Here is a 16313-nt window from a genome sequence, read left to right on the forward strand (position 1 = left end):
GCAACCGTCGAACCGGTGTGTCCCGGTACGACATGATTACCACATGTGTGTTTCGATGGATAGCTCGCTCGGGCGCTCAAAAAACGCCGAAGGCCCGCCGTGTCGTTACTCCTCTCGGTACCAGGCGGGGAAGTCCCAGCCGCTGAAGAAGTTCTCCTGCGGCCCGACGATGTCGGACGCGTACCCGGCACGGCTGCTCGGGAACGCGAGCATCCCCATGGGCTGGTCCTCGGCGATCTTGACGAAGATCTCGCTGAGGGTCTCGTTCAGTTCCTCGGTGGACTCGGCGCTGTTGGCCTCCTCCCACAGCGACGGGGCGTCCCAGGACGGGTAGTAGCCGTACGGGTTGTAGAAGGAGTCCTTGGCGAAGAACACCTCGGCCGTGAGCGGGTTGAGCGGGTAGGTGTTGAGCCCGTAGACGACGGTCATGTCCCACGGGTTCTTACTCGTGGCCACGTCACGCGGACCGGCGTTGTAGGACCCGTTGGACCACTCGAGCTCGTCGGCGTTCTCGGGGATCTCCTGCTGCCAGTACTGGTTGGAGAACTGCGAGCCCTGGATCGCGTTGACCTCGACGACGATCCCGGCGTTCTGCTCGAACTCCTGGGCGATGAACTCCGCCATCGAGCGCTCGGTGTTCTGGCCGGCGCTGTGGTAGAGCGTGATCGTACACTGGTCGCCCTCGGGGTTCAGGAGGCGGCCCTGGCCGTCGTAGCTGTAGTCGTACTCGACGTTGTCGATCGCCTCCTGGATCCGGCTCTGAGCGGCATCCTGGCCGTAGAGGTCGCCGGTCCCGTACTCCGGCACGTCGGCGTCGCTGGGGTACCACTTGGACCAGCGGGGCTGCCACGTGTACTCGACGTTGGCGTAGCCACGGAACACGCCCTCGACGAGCGTCTGCTTGTCGACGGCGCAGCCGAGCCCCTGGCGGAACTTCTTCTCGCGGAAGAGGTTGCCCGGGCCGGCGTTCCATCCGTTCTCACGCATGTTGTAAACGCAGACCTCGTTGTACGGCTGGGGCTGGAGGTACACGTTGACGTTGTCCAGGCCGTCGAACTCTTCGACGCGCTCGGGGGGGATCGAGGCGTAGTCGGTCTCCCCGGTCTCGAGCGCACCGAGGCGGGAGGCCTGCTCCTGCACGACCCGACTCTCGAGGGTCTCGAAGTAGGGCGCGTTCTCGAAGAGCTGGTTGATGTCGGTCGCCTCCTGCATGTAGTAGTCCTCGTTGCGGCTGTACGTCTGGCCGCTGGACCGGTTCCACTCATCGAGGGTGTAGGCGCCGAGGTTCCCGGCGAACTCGAGTTCGAGCAGTTCCTGGTCCTCCTGGAGGCCCTGGGAGTCCTCTTCGGCGACGTAGGGCTCAAGCAGATCCTTCGGGATCGGGTACATCAGCGGGTCGTACGTCGCCGGGTACAGCAGGTTCGCGCTCTCGAGCTCGATCTGGAACTCGAACTCGCCCGTCTGCGTGATCGTGGTCGTCTCGGGCCAGGAACTGGAGGCCGACGTCGCTGCCCAGTCGGACTTGTGGACCTCCTGCACCAGGTAGACGAAGTCCTCGGCGGTGACCTGTCCGTAGTCGCCGCCGAACTGGAGGTTCTCCCGAACCTTCCCGGTCCACACCTTCCCACCGTCGTCGGTGGTCAGCTCGTAGAGCTGCGGGATCTGTTCGTTACCCGGACCGAACGTGTACCCCATGTCGAGGGCGTAGCCGATCAGCGTACCGGCGCCGGCCTCGGTGTTGTAGAGCGGGTTGAGGGTGTCGACCGGACTGGAGGTGACGGTGTTGAACGTGCCGCCGACCTCGGGGATCTCGACCTCGCCCTCGGGCGTGGGCGTGTCTTCGCCCATCGCGTCGCCCTCGGTGTCGGTCGGTGAGTCCGTCGCCGTGTCGGTGCCGTCGCCGCCCGTACAGCCGGCCATCCCGGCTGCACCGGCGACGCCGATGGCCTGCAGCCACCGACGACGGTTGATTCCTGGGTTGCTGTCGTCACCACGTCGTCCGTGAGGGTCAGACATGTGGTACTTCTGTTATCAGATATAGCAGATAAAACTGTCGTTTGGTACCATGGGCCTTTCACCCACGGTTCACAGCGGTGCTTAGCTGGGCTACACGAGTCCGTTCGTTCACGCTGATCCCGTTTCGTACAGGCTTCCTAACGACAGACCCGGCCCGTCGAACCGTGAGGACTAACCGCAGTACCTCCCCACCACGGAGTATGGAACCGCTAGTGGCGCAGGTGGGCGACCAAGGAGATGGGGCCCGCCGGCGACGATGAGCGAGCCCGCGCTGCTCGGCCTCATCACTGCGGCGGGGAAGTCCACCCGGATGGGCGGGTTCCCCAAGCCGCTGCTGACCGTCGACCGCCAGCGGTTCGTTGAGCGACTGATCGAGCAGTACCGCGAGGCCGGCGTCGACGACGTGGTCGTCGTACTCGGCTACGAGGCCGACGAGGTGCGATCGCGTGCCGACCTCTCGGGGGCGAGGGTCGTCGAGAACGAGCGCTACGAGGAGGGTATGCTCTCTTCCGTGCGCGCGGGCGTCCGCGAAGCGCAGGCGCTGGACGCCGACGGCCTACTGCTCTCGCCGGTTGACTACCCCGTCATCCCTGCCGCCGTGATCCGCACGGTGGTCGGCGCGTTCGCGGCCGACCGGACCGCCGACGTGATTCAGCCGACGACCGACGGCGAGCGGGGGCACCCGCCGCTGTTCGCCGCGTCGACGTTCGACGCGCTGTTGCACGATCCCGCCACCGAGGAGGAGGGCGCGCGGGCGGTGGTCTACGCCGACCAGACTGACACCCGCGAGGTACCGGTCGACGACGCGCGGATCTTCGTCGACGTCGATACGCCCGCGGCGTACTGGGAGGCAGTCAAGAAATACACCTGAGTTCGGGCTACTCGTCGCCGTGCTGTCCCGTTTCGGGGAGCCCGTGACGGACACGGTTGAGCTGTGCGAGGATCGAGAGCGCCACGTCCTCGGGGGCGCCGCCGCCCACCTCGATCCCCACCGGCGCGTGGAGTCGTTCCATCGCCTCGTCGTCGATGCCCTCCTCGCGGAGCCCCTCGCGGACGTGTTCGGCCTTCGTCTCCGAGGCGACCAGTCCCACGTAGTACGCGCCGCGCCGGAGCGCCGCCGCGGCGGCGATGCGGTCGAACGTGCCGGACCGGCTGGCGACGGCGACGGCGGTGTTCGAGCCGACGCCGAACTCGGCGATCCCCTCGTCGTAGTCGCCGGTGTACACCTCGGCCTCGGGGAAGCGCTCGGGGTCGGCGTACCCCTCGCGGTCGTCGACGACGAACACGTCGTAGCCCATCTCGTCGGCCATCCGGGAGAGCGGGACGGCGATGTGGCCCGCGCCGGCGACGACGAGTTCGGGCGCGCCGACGAGCACGTTGATGAACACGGCCATCTCGCCGCCACAGACCATCCCCGTGTTCCCGTCGCGCGTGAGCTCCCAGCGCTCGGTCCGGGGCTCGCGCTCCTCGATCGCCTCGAGTGCCGCCTCCTGCGTGAGCGCCTCGACGGTCCCGCCGCCGATGGTGCCCTCGGTGTCGCCGTTCTCCCGGACGAGCATCGTCGCCCCGGGCTCGCGCGGGGCGCTCCCCTCGACCTCGGTCACCGTGGCGATCGCGACCGTCTCGCCCGCGTCCGTGAGTTCGGCCGCGCGTCGGTGGACTCCCATCGATCGCCTTCGCCACTCTCCGGACTTAGGGATGTCGCACGCGGTGACCCTCGTCGAACGGCTGTCGGCTATCCGCGACCGCCGAACTACCGACCCCGTATAGCGTGGGGAGTTTATCAGTCGGATGGGCGGTACAGCGCCTCTGTGTAGCAATTTCTAAGAAATTGAGAATCGGCATCCCCCCATATACCCGTTCGGTGCCATGGTCCAGACGTGATGACCTCAGTACCCACGACGACCCGACGGCGCGTGTTGCAGAGCATGGGTGCGGCCGGCGCGACGGCAGTCGCGGGCTGCATCTCCGCCCCGCCAGCTGAGGAGGAGGCAGCAGAATCCACGCCGCAGCCCCCGAGCATGAACGAATCTCCCTCGCTCGACACCCAGCGCATCGCCGGGAACCCGACCGCGGTGCCGCAGCCGATCGACCGCGACAGCCCGAAGACCGTCAGCGTGGAGATGACCACGCACGAGCAGGTCGCCGAGGTCGAACCCGGCGTCACCTACACGTACATGAGCTTCGACGGCCGGATCCCCGGGCCGATGATCCGGGCCCGCGTCGGCGACCACGTCGAGATGACGATCACGAACGACGAGTCGAACTCGATGCCGCACAACATCGACCTGCATGCAGTGCGGGGTCCGGGCGGCGGCGCCGAGGCGTCGATGGTCGCCCCCGGGGAGACGAAGACGTTCACGTTCAAGGCGACCTACCCCGGCCTGTTCACCTACCACTGCGCCGTCCCGAACCTGGACTACCACATCTCCAGCGGGATGTTCGGCGCCATCCTGATCGAACCAGAGGCGGGGCTGCCCGAGGTCGACCACGAGTTCTACCTCGGCCAGCACGAGCTCTACACGACCGGCGACGCCGGCGAGGAGGGCCACCACGACTTCGACTTCGAGGCGATGAAGGACGAGGAGCCGACGTACGTCCTCATCAACGGCGAGAAGTACGCCATCGGCCCCAACGGCTACAACGAGATGCAGATCGAGACCGGCGAGAGCGCCCGCGTCTACTACGTCTCCGGCGGGCCGAACCTCTCCAGTTCGCTCCACCCCATCGGCTCGGTCTGGGACGAGGTGCACCCGCAGGGCGGCATCGGGAGCGACGTCCACCGCAACATCCAGACGACGCCGGTGCCCCCGGGATCGGCGGTCATCGCGGAGCTGCACTCGCCCGTTCCGGGCCCGATCAAGATCGTCGACCACGCGCTCACCCGGGTCGGCCGGAAGGGGGCGCTTGCCGTCGTCGACGTGCAGGGCGACCCGAACCCGGACGTGTTCGACCCCGGCCAGGAGTCGAGCAGCGGGGGCGGGGGCCCCGCCGAGTTCGACGGCTGGTTCGACAACGTCGACAACTACGACGGCGTCGTCGACCGGACCGGCGAGGACGAGATCACCGTCCAGGTGGGCTCGCAGGCCAACGGCGGCGGCTTCGGGTTCGCGCCCGCGGCCGTCGCGGTCTCGCCCGGGACGACCGTCACCTGGGAGTGGACCGGGAAGGGTGGTAGCCACGACGTGCAGGCCGACGACGGCTCGTTCGCGAGCGAGCTGTCGGGCGAGGCCGGCCACACGTTCAGCCAGACCTTCGACGACACGGGAACGACGAAGTACTACTGCATGCCCCACAAGACGATGGGCATGAAGGGCGCCATCGTGGTCGAGTAACCGAACCCTGCCCCGCCGAACACGTTTTTCGCGTCGTCGCGTTCTCCGGGATCGACCCTTCGGGGCTCACTGCCCCCCGGCGATAGCTATCACCGCGAGAGAATTACCGCGGCAGCAGTAACATTCAGGATGCGCGAAACCGTACGGGCGGACGTAATGACCTTCGACCTCACCTGGTACGGCCACTCGACCTGGGGCGTCACCGTCGACGACACCGAGTTCCTGATCGACCCGTTCTTCGACACACCGTTCACCGACACCGATCCGGCGGAGCTGGACCCGGACCACGTCCTGATTACCCACGGCCACGCCGACCACATCGGCGACGCCGACCGGTTCGGGGGAGCCCACTTCGTCTCAACCCCGGAGATCACGAGCTACCTCGCCGACAACTACGGTGTCGAGCACTCGACGGGGATGAACCTCGGCGGCACCGTCGAACTCGGCGACGCGTTCGTCACGATGGTGCGGGCCGACCACTCCAACGGCCCCGACACCGACTACGCCGCCTCCGGCGGCATGCCCGCGGGCTACGTGATCAGCGACACGAAGCCCACGCAGGAGTCGGACGCCGACTCGACCGCGTTCTACCACGCCGGCGACACCTCGCTGCACTCCGAGATGAAGGACGTGATCGCGCCCTTCCTCGAACCCGACGCCGCCGCGGTCCCGGCCGGCGACCACTTCACGATGGGGCCGGCACAGGCCGCCGTCGCGGTCGACTGGCTCGACGTGGAGGTGGCGTTCCCGATGCACTACGACACGTTCCCGCCGATCGAGATCGACACCGACGAGTTCGTCCGCGAGGTCAAAGCGACGGGCAGCGACACCGAGGTCGTCGTCCTCGACGGCGACGAGTCCTACACGCTGGCCGAGTAGCCCGTCCGCCCTCGGCCGGGGCAGCAAGATTTAGGCCGCGACCACCCCAACTTCGGGTCGCGATGAGCAAACAAGTCACCACAGTCTCCGAGGACGGCTACGCGTCGACGACCGAGGTCCGCGATTTCTCCGTCGACATCGACCCGGGCGGCGAGTCGGCACCCGACACGCTGGAGTCGCTACTCGCTTCCTACGGCGCCTGCTACGTGCCGGCGCTCCGCGTCGGCGCGAAACAGCGCGACGTGGGCGAACTCGGGAAGATCGAACTCTCCATCACCGGCGAACTCAACGACGACGACAAGCTCGAGAGCGTCCACTTCGACGTCGCCGTCGAGAACGACGTGAGCGAGGCCGACGGGGCGGAAGCGATCGACCGCGCGTTCGACCTCTGTAAGGTCCACGACGCGCTCAAGAGCGAACTCCACGCGGAGACGACGTTCGAGGGCGACGCCTTCTGAGCCGGCGACCCGCCGAGCGACTCAGCGTTCGATTTTTGCGACCCGTTCGCGCTCCCCCGTGGACGCGTCCCGTTCGCGCCGGTACTCCCCGTAGGTCATCACCTCGCCGTCGCAGATGACGAGGTCGGTGCCGACGGGCGACAGGTCCGGACCGCGATCGCGCGGCGGCGAGTCGCGGACGACGGGTGGTGTGCTACTGGTACCCATAGTTCGAACTACGAGGGAGATCGCATAAGTCTTTGCCCGGAACCCCCCGGAGCGGACGTTTATCGACGGTTTTCCGGACCGACCATTCGGGTGAAGCTTTTTGCCCACGGGGGTGCGACCGCCACCCGTGCCGGCGCTCTCAGTCCACCTCAACCGGGACCGCCCTCGCGACATCGACGCGCCGGCGTCGTACGTGGCCGACGAGCCCTTCGACGTGGCGCTCCAGAACCACGGCCAGGGCTCGCACGTCCACGTCCGACTCGACGAGTCGCTCTCGCGGGCGGCGCGGCTCCGCGACGACAGCCGGTACGTCGAGGCCGACACGACGGCCCGTATCGGCGTCGACACCCAACCGCTGTCGGAACCGGTCACCGGTCGACTGACGGTCTCCGCAGGCTACGGTGCGGAGACGGAGACGGTCGAACTCCGGATCGAGCCGTCCCGCGCCGGCGGCTACGGGATCGACGTGGACGAGGAGCTCGCACAGCCACAGACCGAGGCGCGGGAGCCGTTCGACGCGGAGACGGTCGGCCTACTGGTGCTCGCGGTGCTGACGCTGGTCGCGGCCGTCGCCGTCGCCGTTCTCGTCCAGAGCGCCGTGGTCGTCGCGGCCGCGGCGTTCGTGGCGCTGGTCACCGTCGTCGGCGTCGTCCTCGCGTTGACGTGAACCGCGCACCGGAACCGCGCTCCCCCGATGCCCGCGGGTGGATGGACTTTTGCCGCCGCCGGCGTCACGCCCGTGTATGTCCACCGCAGAAGCGACCCGCGAGGCCGTCCGCGAGCGCCCGTTCCTCCTGCTGGCGCTCCGCGCCGGCGTCCTCAACTACACCGCGACGGCCGAGTTCCTCGACGCCGGCGAGACCGAGCCCGTCGCGACCGCGCTCCGCCGGTTCGCCGACGATCTCCCGACGCTCGCGCCCCGCGACGCGGAGGCCCGAGTCCGGATGGAGAGCGGCGTCGGCCTCGTCGACGCGACGGACGGGGCTCCGACCGGCACCCTCCTCGCGGTCGGTGGGGTCGAAGTCGTCCCAGACGCGGGCTCGCTGACGGCCGTGATCGCGACGGGCGACGTGGGACCGAGCGCGCTGGGGGCCGTCTGTGCCCGCCTCGACGCCGAGGACATCGACGCGGAGGCCGCCGCGGTCGCCGACGGGACGCTGCTGGTCGTCGTCGGTCGCCGGGCGGGCGTCACCGCGCTCCGGGCGGTCGAGGACGCGCTGTCGCGCGTTCCACAGTGAGCGGCTAGCCGGCTGACGCCAGCCGGAGCCCCGTTTCCGACGGCTTCAAACCGCCGGCTGGAGAAGCCTCCCGCATGACTCTATCGCTGACCGACACCCTGTCGGGCGAGCGCGAGCCGTTCGAGGCGAGCGGGGATTCGGTGCTGCTCTACGTCTGCGGGCTGACGGTCTCCGACGACCCGCACCTCGGCCACGCCCGCCTCTGGGCGCAGGCGGACATCCTCCACCGCTGGCTGGCCCACGAGGGGTACGACGTGCGCCACGTCGAGAACGTCACCGACGTGAACGAGAAGATCACGGCCCGCGTCGGCGAACGCGAGGAGTGGGAGACCGAGGCCGACGTGGCCCGCCACTACACCAACGAGGTGCTCGATCAGATGCGGAACCTGAACCTCCTCCGGGCCGAGGTCTACCCCCGCGTCTCCGAGCACGTCCCGGAGATCGTCGACCTCGTCGAGACGCTGATCGAGCAGGGCCACGCCTACGAGTCCAACGGCTCGGTCTACTTCGACGTGACATCCTTCGAGGAGTACGGCAAGCTCTCGAACCAGGAGATCGAGGCCGTCGAGGAGCAGGGCGACCCCGACGAGCGCAGCGAGAAGCGCAACCCCGCCGACTTCGCGCTCTGGAAGGCCGGCGGCGTCGACGCCGACGCGGTCGAGGAACACCGCAAGCACGAACACGACGGGCCGCTCCCGGAGGGCCAGACCTGGGAGTCGCCGTGGGGCGAGGGCCGTCCCGGCTGGCACATCGAGTGCTCCGCCATGTCGATGACCCACCTCGGGGAGACTCTGGACATCCACATGGGCGGCCAGGATCTCGTGTTCCCCCACCACGAGAACGAGATCGCCCAGAGCGAGGCCGCGACGGGGCAGCGCTTCGCCAACCACTGGCTCCACGTCGGCTTCATGCAGGCCGGCAGCGAGAAGATGTCCTCCTCGCTGGGCAACTACTTCACCGTCGCCGACGCCGTCCGGGAGTTCGGCGTGAACGTCCTCCGAACGTTCTACGCCTCCGCGGAGTATCGCTCCCAGCAGGCCTACACCGAGGAGACCATCGAGGAGGCGCGCCGCCGCTGGGAGCGACTCGAACGCGCCTACGAGACCGCCGTCGAGCACGCCGACGGCGCCGACGCGCTCACCAAGACGGAGGACGGCGAGTTCCGCGACGGCCTGGCCGCGGCCCGCGCCGGGTTCGAGGCGGCGATGAACGACGACCTCAACGCCCGCGAGGCGATGGCCGAGTTGCTCGAGGTCGCCACCGCGGTCAACCGCCACGTCGAGGCCGGCGCGCCCTACGACTACCAAGCACTTCGGGAGTCGATCGAGTTCTTCGAGGAGTACGGCGGGGACGTGCTCGGCCTCCAGTTCGGCGACGTGACCGCGGGCGAGGCCGAGATCGCGGAGAGCCTCGTGGAACTGGTGCTCGACGTGCGCGAGGCGGAGCGCGACGCGGGCAACTACGAGCGCGCCGACGACCTCCGTGACCGACTGGAGGCACTCGGCGTCGAGGTGGAGGACGGCGACGACGGGCCGACCTACCGGTTCGACTGACGGGCGTCGACGGCTCGGCTACTCGCCGCCGCCGCGACTACGCCTCGCCGGCGTCGGTCGTGAACAGTTCCGTGTCTTCGGGGATCTCGAACAGCCCGAACCGCACGCCGGCGTCGAGCCAACCGTAGCCGTAGGAGAACGACGCCAGCGCGTTCACGGGGTCGTCGGCCTCGCGGAAGTGCCGCCCGTCGTCGAGGTACGACTCGGCCATCTCGTACGTTTCGGCGGCGGCCTCGCCCAGCGGCGTGCCCGGCGGCGCCGCCGGCTCGGCGGCGTCGAGCGCGTCGGCGAGCATCCGGCCGTACCGGTCGGTCTTCTCCTCCAGATCGGCGGCCATGGTCGAGCGTCCGGCGCTCGGGCGGTAAGGCTGTCGGAGGCGTCGCCGGGGGCGGTCTTGCACGGACAGCAACCGACAGCATAACCTACATACCCGACACCGCCGTAGCGGCGGCCATGAGCGAGCACGTCGAGGAGGCGGTCGAGCACCGTCGCCTGATCATCGCCGGAACGGGGATCGCCGGGCTGACCGCGGCCATCTACGCCGGCCGGTCGAACAACGAACCCCTCGTGTTCGAGGGCGACGAACCGGGCGGCCAGCTCACCCTCACGACCGAGGTCGACAACTACCCCGGCTTCCCCGAGGGCATCTCCGGGCCGGACCTCGTGAACAACATGAAGGAGCAGGCCGAGCGCTTCGGCGCCGAACTCGACCACGGGATCGTCGTCGACGTGACGGGCCTCGGCGAGAGCGACGACGGCACCGACGCGCCGCCGTTCCGCGTGGAGATGCGCGACGGCGACGTGTACACCTGCGACGCGTTCATCGCCGCCTCCGGCGCCTCCGCGCGCACGCTGGGCGTCCCCGGCGAGGAGGAACTCATGGGCTACGGGCTCTCGACGTGTGCCACGTGCGACGGCGCGTTCTTCCGCGACGAGGACATGCTCGTGATCGGCGGCGGCGATGCCGCGATGGAGGAGGCGAACTTCCTCACCAAGTTCGCCGACACGGTCTACATCGCCCACCGCCGCGACGAGTTCCGCGCCGAGGACTACTGGGTCGACCGCATCATGGAGAAGGTCGACGAGGGCGACGTGGAGATCCTCTGGAACACCGAACTCACGGAGATCCACGGCACCCCCGACGACGGCATCGACCACGCCTCGCTCGTCCGCCACCCCGAGGGCCACCCCAAGGAGAAGTTCGAGGCCGGGAACGACGACGTCGAGGCGTTCGAGATGGACGTGGGCGCGGTGTTCTATGCCATCGGCCACACGCCGAACGCGGGCTACCTCGAAGGGACCGGCGTCGAACTCGACGAGGAGGGCTACGTCGTCACGCAGGGCGGCCGCGACGGCGGGCAGACCGCGACCGACGTGCCGGGTATCTTCGGCGCCGGCGACGTGGTCGACCACCACTACCAGCAGGCGGTCACCGCCGCCGGGATGGGGAGCGAGGCCGCACTCGACGCCGACGACTGGCTCGAGGAGCGCGAGCGTGCGGGCGAGCTCGGCGTCGACGCCGTGGCCGAAGCCGCGGCCGGCGACGACTGAGGGCGTTGCCGCCACGGACGGTCGGCGAGGGCTGACCCCCTCCCGCCGTCCGAGACCCACAGAACCTTACGTCCGACCCACGATCCTCGCGTATGGCTGATACGGAGACGTTCACCATCGAAGGCCCCGAGGGCGAAACTGACACCGTCGAGCTGCCGCCCGTCATGCTGGAACTGATGCGTGACGGCGACGAGCCGGACGCCCAGATCATCGCCGACATCGTGCTGCAGGCGTTCGCCCAGCAGGCCCACGCCCGCGTCCACCACGCCGAGGGCGGCGTGAGCAACGAGGTCGAGTCGGCAAACGACACGCTCGAGGAGCTGTTCGAGGACCGCTTCGGCATCTCGCTGTCCGAAGCGATGGGCCACCAGCACTGAGGCGGCGGTTCGCACCACTTCTTCGCCGTTCGACCGTGGTCGCGCTAGCGCCGCTGCTGCCGAGCGCTTATGAGCGATGACGGGACCAGCCTCCCCGTGCGGTGAACACGGCCGCGGGTCGACCGAGGCGGGAGCGCGATCCACCGACCCGCGGTACTTCCGGGTCGCCTGTCCGTCAACGCCGGGTCGACAGCCCCGGGCTCACCGATCGGCCGGAGGAGTTTCCCTGCTGGGCGGGCGACTCCCGGTATGGAGTACGAGAACTTCCTCCGCGACTGGTTGCTCGGACTGATCGCCGCACTGCTGGCGGCGATCGCGCTGTCGACGACGCCCGCGGGCGAGTCGTACCTCGGCGTACTGGAACCGCTAGTGGTCGTGCTCGCCCTCGTCACGTTCCTCGCGTTCGTGCTGATCACCGGCGCGTTCCTCGTCTACACCGCGAGTTTCCGGGACTAACCCGGTCGTCGCAGGTCCGCCGGCGTGCGTGGCTTTTTGCCGCCACAGTGCGACCGGCCCCCATGGAGTACACCACGCTCGGTGACACCGGGATCGAGGTCTCGCGCATCGCGCTCGGCTGTATGAGCTTCGGCGACCCCGACTGGCGCGACTGGGTCCTCGGCGAGGAGGCGGGGAGAGAACTGATCGACCGCGCGGTGGAGCTGGGGATCAACTTCTTCGACACCGCGAACATGTACTCCGAGGGCGAGTCCGAGCGCATCCTCGGCGATGCGCTCGCGGAGTACGACCGCGACGAGATGGTGGTCGCGACCAAGGGGTACTTCCAGATGCGCGAGGGTGACCCCAACTCGGGCGGCCTCTCCCGGAAGGCGATCGAGCAGGAACTCGACGCCTCGCTCGACCGCCTCGGCATGGACACCGTCGACCTGTACCAGACCCACCGCTGGGACGACGACACCCCGATCGAGACGACGATGCGCGCGCTCGACGACGCCGTCCGCCGCGGGAAGACGCGCCACGTCGGGGCGTCGTCGATGTGGGCTCACCAGTTCGCCGACGCGCTCCACACCAGCGACCGCGAGGGACTCGAACGCTACGCGACGATGCAGAACCACTACAACCTCCTCTACCGGGAGGAGGAACGCGAGATGCTGCCGCTCTGTGAGCGGGAGAACGTCGGCGTGATCCCGTGGTCGCCGCTGGCCCGCGGGTTCCTCGCACGCCCCCACGAGGAGCTCGAAGCGACGACCCGCGGCCGGAGCGAGTCCGACGCGGCCCGGCACCCGTACCTCGAGAACGGCGGCCGCGAGGTGAACGAGCGCGTCGAGGAACTCGCCGCCGAGAAGGACCTGCAGATGGCCCAGATCGCGCTGGCGTGGCTGCTGCACAAGGACGCCGTCGACGCCCCCATCGTCGGCACGACCAGCGTCGAGCACCTCGAGGACGCCGTCGAGGCGCTCTCGGTGTCGCTCAGTTCCTCGGAGATCGAGTACCTGGAGGAGCCTTACCGGCCGGTCGAGGTCTCCGGGCACGATTGACATCCTCCCCGCCCTGAAGGGCGAGGATTCCCGACCGCGTTGGGATATTGTGGTTTACGGCGTGGTCTGTTCTCGCGGTGCGAAGCATCCGCTCTCTGAATCGAACAGGTACGTCGAAGGCTGTGCCAACCAGCCGTTACTCCTATTCACCGAAAGACTCGGTGAACTCGGAGATACTTTCTGCCGAATGTTCTCAGCACCGTTCACGTCAGCGTTCGCCACCGTACCACAATCATCACAGACGTACAGACCGCGCTCAACGCGGTTCGCGTCACGCTTACGACCACAGCACGAACACGACTTCGACGTATCACGCTCGGATACTTGCTCAACTGTGATGCCTTCCATCTCGGCTTTGTACTCAATCATCGAGGTGAAGCGGTCGAACGCCCACGAGTGCAGGTCAAGGTTGCCGTGCTTGCCCCAGTTTTTCGACCCGCTGTTCTCCTCATCCTCGCGGATGCCGGAGAGGTTGCCAACCACAATCGTTCTAACACCTTCGTCTACGCACCGCTGGACGATGTGCTTGGAGAGGGAGTGGAAGTAGTGGGTGCGGCGAGCCGACTTCTTTTGGTTCAACCGCGTGGCCTGCTCAGAATCGGAGTCATCACAGCGGGCAATCTGCTTGCTGAAGTAGTAGTCATCCTGCTTCAAGCAGTTCAACGGGTACAGTTCGCTGTGACCGTCCTCGTAGGCGAGTGCGGCGAAGTTGTTGATACCGAGGTCAACACCAACAGTCTTCTCACCGGGTGCGTCAGAAACCTCGATTTCGACCTTGCACACGAAGTGCAATTCCCACTCGTCACCAGTCCAAACGGCTCTGACTTGTTGGGCACTCTCCACGGTGGAGAGGTCAACGTCAGGCCGGGTGTGATACTCGCAGAGGATGAAGTCCGACCAATACTCCTTGAGGTTCGAGCCTTTTGAAAGTCGGACTCTCTCGTACTCGGTGTCGAGTTTGAAGCCAGCGGCTTTGAACGTGACCGTACTTCGCGGGTGGTCGTCGCCGTGTTTGCGGTACTTCGGCGGGTTCGCTCGTGTGTCTCCGTGGCGTCGTTTGGCGTACCAGCCGTTGAACGCCTCAGCGAGTTCTTGCAAAACTCGCTGACTTGACTGAGAATGTAGGTCATCGTAGCGTTCGTGCGACTTGAGGTACGAGGTGAGTTCGTTGCGACCGGGGACATGGCCGATTTCGCTCCACACGCGGTCGCAGACCCACCGTCCGACGTTCCAGAGTTTCGATGCGGCGAACCCGAGCGAATCGAGGTCGTCAGACACCTGTGTCTGGTTCCGTATGGAAGCAGTATAGGTGCGGGTGACGACCTGTTTCGCCATACGTAACCTATGTAGTCAAATTTACTTGAAGGTATGGATTCGAGAGTGGAATATCCTGCCGTGCAATCGAACGGTGGATTGCGTAGTCGGTTGTCGGATTCATCCCCGCCCTTCAGGGCGGGGCTTTCTCCTCGTACTTCCGTAAGCTGTAGAAACGCGTTTCGACTGGCTGGGACGGGACGACCGACTAGAGCAGCCCTTCCGCGGCCAGCCGCTCGAACCCCTCCTTCAGCCGTTCCTCGCCGGCGGCGTAGGAGATGCGGGCGTAGCCAGGGGCGTTGAACGCGCTGCCGGGAACGGTGGCGACGTGGGCGTCCTCGATGGCGGCGTCGGTCCACGCCATATCGTCGCCCGCGGTCGGGATCATCGCGTAGAACGCGCCCTCCGGCCGCGGGATCGACTTGCCGTGCTCCTCCAGCAGATCGACGACCAGGTTCCGCCGCTGCTCGAACGCCTTCACCATCGTCGCGACGTCGGATTCGACGCTACGGATCGCCTCGACGCCGGCGCGCTGGACGAAGTTGGGCGCGCAGGTGACCGAGTGGCTGTGGATCTTCGACACCTGGTCCACGAGCGGTTCGGGCGCGGCGAGGTAGCCCAGCCGCCAGCCCGTCATCGCGTAGGACTTCGAGAACCCGTTGACCGTCACCGTCCGGTCGGCCATCCCGTCGAAGGAGGCCAGCGAGGTCGGGTCGGCGTCGTAGGTGATCCGGTCGTAGATCTCGTCGGCGACGACCGTCACGTCGTGGTCGACCGCGAGATCCCGGACGCCCGCGAGCGCCTCGTCGGAGAACACCGCGCCCGTCGGGTTCGAGGGGGAGTTGACCAGCAGCAGCGCCGTCTCGTCCGACATCGCGGCGGCCAGATCGTCGAGCGCGGGTTCGAGTTCGAACTCGTGCTCGCCCAGGTCGACCCGCGTGAGGTCGCCGCCGGCGAGTTTCACCATCGCCTCGTAGGAGACCCAGGCCGGGTCGAGCAGGATCACCTCGTCGCCCTCGTCGACCAGCGCGTGGACCGTCTCGAACAGCGCCTGCTTCGCGCCGGGGGTGACGACGACGTTGTCGGGTTCGGCGGGGACGTTCTTCGCCTTCAGATCCGTCGAGATCGCCTCCCGCAGTTCGGTGATCCCGTTTGAGGACGTGTAGCCCGTGTGGCCGTCGGCGATGGCCTGCCGGCCGGCCTCCCGGATGCGTTCGGGCGTCGGGAAGTCGGGCTCGCCGACGGAGAGGTCGACGACGTCGACGCCCTCCTCCTCGAGCGCGCTGGCTTTGTTGCCCACGGCGACGGTCGCCGACGGTTCGACGCGGCCGACGCGCTCGGCGAAGTCCCACTGGTGCTCGCTCATGCCAGCACCTCCACCATGTCGACCGCGGCGTCGACGGCCGCCGCACCTTTCTCGACGCGCTCGCGCGCCTCGGCGCCGCTCTGGCCCGGCCCGGTGATGCCGAAGGTCACCGGCGTGTCCCGGTCCAGCCCCACGGACTGGAGCGACGAGGCGGTCGCGTCGCTGATCACCTGGTCGTGGTCGGTGTCGCCGGTGACGACCGCACCGACGACGGCGACGGCGTCGATGTCGTCCTGGCGTGCGAGCCGGTCCGCCGCGAGCGGGCTATCGTACACGCCCGGCACGCGGACGGTCGCTTCGATGCCGACGCCCCGATCCGCGGCGGCGTCTTCGGCGGCCGCCGCCATCTCCTCGGTGACGGAAGCGTTGAACTCCGCCACCACGAGTCCGAGATTCACCATACCCTCACCTTGCCGTGGGCGAAGAAAGAACTACCGAAGCGGGCGACGCGTGCGACGCTTCCGGGTGGTGAGACGCCGGGGCGGTGAGACGGCAGCGGACGGCGAGGAGTTCGGGACCCGGG

At 67.8% G+C, this 16313-nt stretch carries 18 protein-coding genes and 1 pseudogene; 12 read left to right on the top strand and 7 right to left on the bottom strand.

The features are described from left to right. Positions 1-105: 105 nt before the first annotated feature. On the bottom strand, positions 106-2016 hold the full coding sequence (locus tag BMZ83_RS07060) for an ABC transporter substrate-binding protein (RefSeq protein ID WP_074877075.1): 1911 nt from the start codon (positions 2014-2016) through the stop codon (positions 106-108). 256 nt (positions 2017-2272) lie between these two features. Between BMZ83_RS07060 and BMZ83_RS07065 the strand changes: the two genes are divergently transcribed. Continuing rightward, on the top strand, positions 2273-2887 hold the full coding sequence (locus BMZ83_RS07065; RefSeq protein ID WP_074877077.1) for a nucleotidyltransferase family protein: 615 nt from the start codon (positions 2273-2275) through the stop codon (positions 2885-2887). Positions 2888-2894: 7 nt separating this feature from the next. Here the strand turns inward: BMZ83_RS07065 and BMZ83_RS07070 are convergent, their stop codons facing one another. Beyond that, positions 2895-3683 carry an XdhC family protein gene (locus tag BMZ83_RS07070; RefSeq protein WP_074877079.1) on the bottom strand — a complete coding sequence of 263 codons (789 nt, stop codon included), beginning with the start codon at positions 3681-3683 and terminating at the stop codon, positions 2895-2897. A 216-nt stretch (positions 3684-3899) separates the two neighbouring features. On the opposite strand from BMZ83_RS07070, the pseudogene nirK reads away from it, so the two are divergent. The 4 genes and pseudogenes from nirK to BMZ83_RS07085 all read left to right on the top strand — a co-directional run. Further along, positions 3900-4973 (top strand): annotated as a pseudogene (gene nirK / locus BMZ83_RS07075) (copper-containing nitrite reductase); the annotation flags it as partial. Next, positions 4962-5351: a halocyanin domain-containing protein gene (locus BMZ83_RS17415; RefSeq protein ID WP_394327193.1), complete on the top strand. Its 390-nt coding sequence runs from the start codon at positions 4962-4964 to the stop codon at positions 5349-5351. The pseudogene nirK and the gene BMZ83_RS17415, both read left to right, overlap by 12 nt. A 156-nt stretch (positions 5352-5507) precedes the next feature. Continuing rightward, positions 5508-6230 (top strand): metal-dependent hydrolase, encoded by a 723-nt coding sequence (locus BMZ83_RS07080; protein ID WP_074877083.1) that lies wholly within the window; start codon positions 5508-5510, stop codon positions 6228-6230. A 62-nt stretch (positions 6231-6292) separates the two neighbouring features. Next, positions 6293-6688 carry an OsmC family protein gene (locus tag BMZ83_RS07085; RefSeq protein WP_074877085.1) on the top strand — a complete coding sequence of 132 codons (396 nt, stop codon included), beginning with the start codon at positions 6293-6295 and terminating at the stop codon, positions 6686-6688. A gap of 21 nt (positions 6689-6709) precedes the next feature. Here the strand turns inward: BMZ83_RS07085 and BMZ83_RS07090 are convergent, their stop codons facing one another. After that, entirely contained in the window at positions 6710-6895 is a 186-nt protein-coding gene (locus tag BMZ83_RS07090; RefSeq protein WP_074877087.1) for a hypothetical protein, read from the bottom strand. Between the two features lie 127 nt (positions 6896-7022). Here BMZ83_RS07090 and BMZ83_RS07095 point away from each other — a divergent pair, with 127 nt between their 5' ends. The 3 genes from BMZ83_RS07095 (at position 7023) to cysS (ending at position 9686) form a co-directional block, all read left to right on the top strand. Further along, on the top strand, positions 7023-7562 hold the full coding sequence (locus tag BMZ83_RS07095) for a DUF7524 family protein (protein WP_074877089.1): 540 nt from the start codon (positions 7023-7025) through the stop codon (positions 7560-7562). Between the two features lie 76 nt (positions 7563-7638). After that, positions 7639-8133: a DUF7523 family protein gene (locus BMZ83_RS07100; protein WP_074877091.1), complete on the top strand. Its 495-nt coding sequence runs from the start codon at positions 7639-7641 to the stop codon at positions 8131-8133. 74 nt (positions 8134-8207) lie between these two features. Then, entirely contained in the window at positions 8208-9686 is a 1479-nt protein-coding gene (gene cysS / locus BMZ83_RS07105) for a cysteine--tRNA ligase (RefSeq protein WP_074877093.1), read from the top strand. 37 nt (positions 9687-9723) lie between these two features. Here cysS and BMZ83_RS07110 read toward each other — a convergent pair whose 3' ends face one another. After that, positions 9724-10023, bottom strand: coding sequence for a DUF357 domain-containing protein (locus tag BMZ83_RS07110; protein ID WP_074877095.1), 300 nt, complete (start codon positions 10021-10023; stop codon positions 9724-9726). 116 nt (positions 10024-10139) lie between these two features. Here BMZ83_RS07110 and BMZ83_RS07115 point away from each other — a divergent pair, with 116 nt between their 5' ends. The 4 genes from BMZ83_RS07115 to BMZ83_RS07130 all read left to right on the top strand — a co-directional run bounded on the left by BMZ83_RS07115 (position 10140) and on the right by BMZ83_RS07130 (position 13110). Next, positions 10140-11237, top strand: coding sequence for an NAD(P)/FAD-dependent oxidoreductase (locus BMZ83_RS07115; protein ID WP_074877097.1), 1098 nt, complete (start codon positions 10140-10142; stop codon positions 11235-11237). A gap of 92 nt (positions 11238-11329) precedes the next feature. Beyond that, positions 11330-11614 (top strand): DUF7545 family protein, encoded by a 285-nt coding sequence (locus tag BMZ83_RS07120; RefSeq protein WP_074877099.1) that lies wholly within the window; start codon positions 11330-11332, stop codon positions 11612-11614. Between the two features lie 249 nt (positions 11615-11863). Continuing rightward, positions 11864-12070, top strand: a complete 207-nt coding sequence (locus tag BMZ83_RS07125) for a hypothetical protein (RefSeq protein ID WP_074877101.1) — start codon at positions 11864-11866, stop codon at positions 12068-12070. A 62-nt stretch (positions 12071-12132) separates the two neighbouring features. Beyond that, on the top strand, positions 12133-13110 hold the full coding sequence (locus BMZ83_RS07130) for an aldo/keto reductase (RefSeq protein ID WP_074877103.1): 978 nt from the start codon (positions 12133-12135) through the stop codon (positions 13108-13110). Positions 13111-13164: 54 nt separating this feature from the next. On the opposite strand, the gene BMZ83_RS07135 is transcribed toward BMZ83_RS07130, so the two are convergent. The 3 genes from BMZ83_RS07135 to ribH form a co-directional block, all read right to left on the bottom strand. Then, positions 13165-14445 carry an RNA-guided endonuclease InsQ/TnpB family protein gene (locus BMZ83_RS07135; RefSeq protein ID WP_074877105.1) on the bottom strand — a complete coding sequence of 427 codons (1281 nt, stop codon included), beginning with the start codon at positions 14443-14445 and terminating at the stop codon, positions 13165-13167. Positions 14446-14632: 187 nt separating this feature from the next. Then, entirely contained in the window at positions 14633-15790 is a 1158-nt protein-coding gene (locus BMZ83_RS07140; protein ID WP_074877107.1) for a pyridoxal phosphate-dependent aminotransferase, read from the bottom strand. After that, a complete protein-coding gene (ribH, locus tag BMZ83_RS07145) occupies positions 15787-16191 on the bottom strand; it encodes a 6,7-dimethyl-8-ribityllumazine synthase (RefSeq protein WP_074877109.1) in 405 nt (134 codons plus the stop codon). Before ribH ends, BMZ83_RS07140 begins: the two co-directional genes overlap by 4 nt. Between the last annotated feature and the right edge of the window lie 122 nt (positions 16192-16313).

Source organism: Halolamina pelagica, from assembly GCF_900115675.1.
Taxonomy (GTDB): Archaea; Halobacteriota; Halobacteria; order Halobacteriales; family Haloferacaceae; genus Halolamina; species Halolamina pelagica.